Annotated in this window: 2 protein-coding genes and 1 pseudogene; 2 read left to right on the top strand and 1 reads right to left on the bottom strand. The window is 70.1% G+C overall.

The window, feature by feature from the left end; all coding sequences use genetic code 11:
- Positions 1-421: 421 nt before the first annotated feature.
- Positions 422-1,471: a transposase gene (locus tag ACIG5E_RS39185; RefSeq protein WP_396542058.1), complete on the top strand. Its 1,050-nt coding sequence runs from the start codon at positions 422-424 to the stop codon at positions 1,469-1,471.
- On the opposite strand, the pseudogene ACIG5E_RS39190 reads toward ACIG5E_RS39185, so the two are convergent.
- A pseudogene (locus tag ACIG5E_RS39190) lies at positions 1,372-1,656 on the bottom strand (dienelactone hydrolase family protein); the annotation flags it as partial. The gene ACIG5E_RS39185 and the pseudogene ACIG5E_RS39190 overlap by 100 nt on opposite strands.
- A 345-nt stretch (positions 1,657-2,001) precedes the next feature.
- Between ACIG5E_RS39190 and ACIG5E_RS39195 the strand changes: the two are divergent.
- Entirely contained in the window at positions 2,002-3,132 is a 1,131-nt protein-coding gene (locus tag ACIG5E_RS39195) for a hypothetical protein (RefSeq protein ID WP_396542056.1), read from the top strand.
- The last annotated feature ends 486 nt before the right edge of the window (positions 3,133-3,618 follow it).

The raw sequence follows: 3,618 nt of genomic DNA on the forward strand, positions 1-3,618 counted from the left end.
CCTCGCCAAGGAGAACCGCGCGGGCCGCGACTGATCAACCCATGGGGTCAATTTTCCCGAACTCTCAAGGGGTCTAAATTCACGAACCGTTGACACCCTCTGCCCACGGCCACAGTCCGGCGCCACCGAGTACTCGGCGGACTCCTCAACGAGTACCACGCCACCCCGATCAGACCGCCTCGCGACCCGCAGGAAACTCCCAGGTCAGCGGCCTAATCGGAGTTTTGACACCCTTCAGGACTCTGTTGCTCAATTCCCTGCGTGAGGGATGGCGGGTTCGGGATGATCGTTGTTGCGGTCGCTTCCCTGTCGCGCGGTCGTGGGGGGTGGGGCGATGTCGATGCAGCCGAAGGGGCTGCCGCAAATCCCGGAGCAGACCGTCGTGGTAGCTCGGGCCGCGTTCCCGCGGGGCAGTCTGGCGATGCGGGTGCGGGATCGACTCGGTACGGTCTTCGCGGATGAGCCGTTCGCAGACGCGTTCGGGGTGCGGGGGGCTCCTGGGCTGTCTCCGGGAGTGTTGTCGCTGGTCACCGTGCTGCAGTTCGCCGAGGATCTGACCGACCGACAGGCCGCGGCGATGGCAGTGCGGGCCATCGACTGGAAGTACGCCCTGGGGATGGAGTTGACGGACACCGGCTTCGACCAGAGCGTGTTGAGCAGGTTCCGAGCCCGGCTGGCCGAACACGGCATGGAGCGTGTGGTCTTCGACCGACTGCTGGAGCACTGCAAGGATGCCGGGCTGGTGGCCGCCGGCGGCAAGCAGCGCACCGACTCCACCCACGTGATCAGCGCGGTGCGGGACCTGAACCGCCTGGAGCTGGCAGGGGAGAGCGTGCGGGCCGCTCTGGAGGCCCTGGCCGTCGCGGCGCCCGACTGGCTGACCCGGGCCATCGACGTCACCGAGTTCGCCCACCGCTACGGCCCACGCGTGGACGGCTGGCGGATGCCCTCCTCCCAGACCAAACGCGACCGGTTGGCGCAGGTCTTCGGCCAGGACGCCCTCGCCTTGTGTCGGGCCGTCCACGCTCCCGATGCCCCGCAGTGGCTGCGCCAGGTCCCGGCCGTGGACATCCTGCGGCGGGTCCTCGTGCAGACCTACGACGTGACCACCGACAGCAGGGGACGGGAGGTGATCAAGAAGCGGGAGGCCGATGATGAGGGCGTCCCGCCCGGCCATCTGCGCCTGACCTCCCCGTACGACCCCGACGCCCGCTGGGCCGCGAAGGGCGAGGACCTGTTCTGGATGGGCTACAAGATCCACCTCACCGAGACCTGCCACACTCCCGCCGAAGCCGAAGCCGAAGCCGGTGGTGTCCCGGCGGCGGTGAAGGCGCTGTCGAAGGCGGCCACCTCACCCGGCGGGATGTACGGGTCAGCCCCACCGAAGATGCCCAGGATCGGGGCGGTCAGTTCGGAGGCTCGCTGCGTGGGTCCGGGCCCGTACGGTCCGGCGATGCCGGGGACGCCGTAGAACCCGACCGCGCCCGCCAGGCCGTGAGCGGGCGATGCGGAGAGGAAGGCGTGGCGTCCGCCGAAGCAGAAGCCCACGGAGGCCACTCCGATCACGGCCGGTCCACCGAGGGTGCGCAGGTGGTCGGCCGCCGCGCGCAGGTCGGCCTGGACCGTGGCCTCGGTGGTGCGTACGGCATGCTCCATGAACGGGAAGTCGTCGCCGCGGGTGCCTACGCCGGCGGTCCTGCCGTAGTAGTCGATGACGGCGGACGGGTGTCCGTGGTCCGGCTCCTCGCCGCGATCGGCAACCGGCCACCTCCGCCAGCCCGCGGAGCCGGCCGTCAGAGGTGTGCCGTGGAGGGGAGAAATCGGGCTCTTGTGCTGGACCTGTGGGTCAGGCAACGGTCATGGAGCTTCCCCGGGAAACCCCTTTCCTTCCTGCCGCTTGCTCCTCAGCATGCCTCGGTCTCCATAGTCCTGACGATGCACCAGACTTGGCAGTCGACCGCTCAAAGGCGGTCCGCACAGTGACTCTGGAGGCAGACCCCCTTGACCCGCTACAGCGTCGACCCCGAGCGACACGAGCTGATCGCCACCTGGGGGACGGGCGAGGGCGATCTCGCCACCCGCATCGCCGACCTCCCCGCCGACACCGGTATCTCCGTGCTCCTGAGCCTGGCCCGCGCGCTCACCCACCTGTCCGAGGCCGCGTGGCACACCTACACCCACCCGGCCAGCGCCGCCTCCTCCCAGGAACCCGACAGCGAGGGCTGGCGCCGCAAGGAGGAACGCAAGGCGTTCGACGAGGTCCCGGGCGCCATCGCCCGGCCCAACCTCCCCCAAGGCGGCATGCTCGACGTCTCCTACAGCCCCCTGGCCGAATCCGCCCACCGCGCCGGCCGCGCCCTGCACACCCTCGACAACGCGGACCTCACTAACGCCGTCCTCGCGGAAGCCGCCACCGAACTCACCGCCGTGGAGAACGCCGAACTCGGCGACCTCACCGGCCGCGCCCGCCAGGCCGTGCTCCTCAGCCGTGAAGGCGCCTCCCCCGTCCAGGTCGCCGCCGCCGACCGCCTCCTCGAACAGGACCCCTTCGGCCCCGCCACATTGCTCACCGACATCGACCCCACCGCCGCGGCCGTCGCCGCGGCCCACTGGCTGGCAGCCGCGGCCGAGGTCACCGCCGACGCCACCGGCCACTCCCCCACCACCCTGCTCCGCGAAGCCGACGACATCGAAGCCCTCCCCCACGAGACCCCCACCCTCGTCCTCGACCTCATCGACGCCGGCGCCTCCCCCTACGACGCCGTCACCGGCCTCGTGCGCCACGCCCTCCACGTCGCCGACGGCCTCCTCCCCGACCTCGCTGGCCTGCGCGAGCAACTCGAAGACCTCGACGACGACCTCGCCCAACACACCGGCCCGGACACCCGCCCCGAGGACACCGGCCTGCGCCTGACCCCGCTCGACCCCAAACGACCCGCCCCCGACCTTCTCGAAGACCTCCTCGCCGGCATCCACGGCTGCTGGCTCCTCCACGAGGAATACGACGAACCCGACAACGATCAGGAAAACTGGGACGACGAGCACGCCGAAGCGCACCAGGACCGCAGCCGCGGCCACTTCGCCCGCCTCGTCCGCGAAGCCGCAGCCACCCGCCACGACCGGCTCATCTGAACGTCCTACCCAAGCGTCGACCAGTCGCACCCACCCGCCTGCGGATCCCCCTCTGTCCCGTCCGAACGAGGGCCGATCGGCATCCGCACACCGTTGCTCCAACACCGGTAGGCCGGCACACCTCGCCCTGGCCGCCGCACATCGCCACGGTCGCCCAGGTGCCCCGCCAATCAGTGACACCGTGTAGGCGGTCCTGTAGCCGCAGGCATTCGGCGGCCACGTAGGGCTGCTGACCCCCTCAGCCCCCACCACGAGATCCCCAAACCGAAGTCCGCCGCCACCCCGGTCCCGCGAGTACCCAGTGCCGAGGGTCAAACCTGGCTCCAGGTCGGATTGGGGTGAGCACCGTGTCGTGCGCTGTGGGTGTGCTTCGCGCCCCTTTGCTCAGTGCGGGCCTGTCCAGCCAACGGTGTAACTCGTGTGATGTGAATTATCGGCGGCCGACGGAGAGTCGGCCGTCGAAGGCGATGTCGAAGGCCTGGAGTG

Origin of the sequence: Kitasatospora sp. NPDC053057 (genome assembly GCF_044546945.1) — a bacterium.
In the GTDB taxonomy this organism is placed as follows: Bacteria; Actinomycetota; Actinomycetes; order Streptomycetales; family Streptomycetaceae; genus Kitasatospora.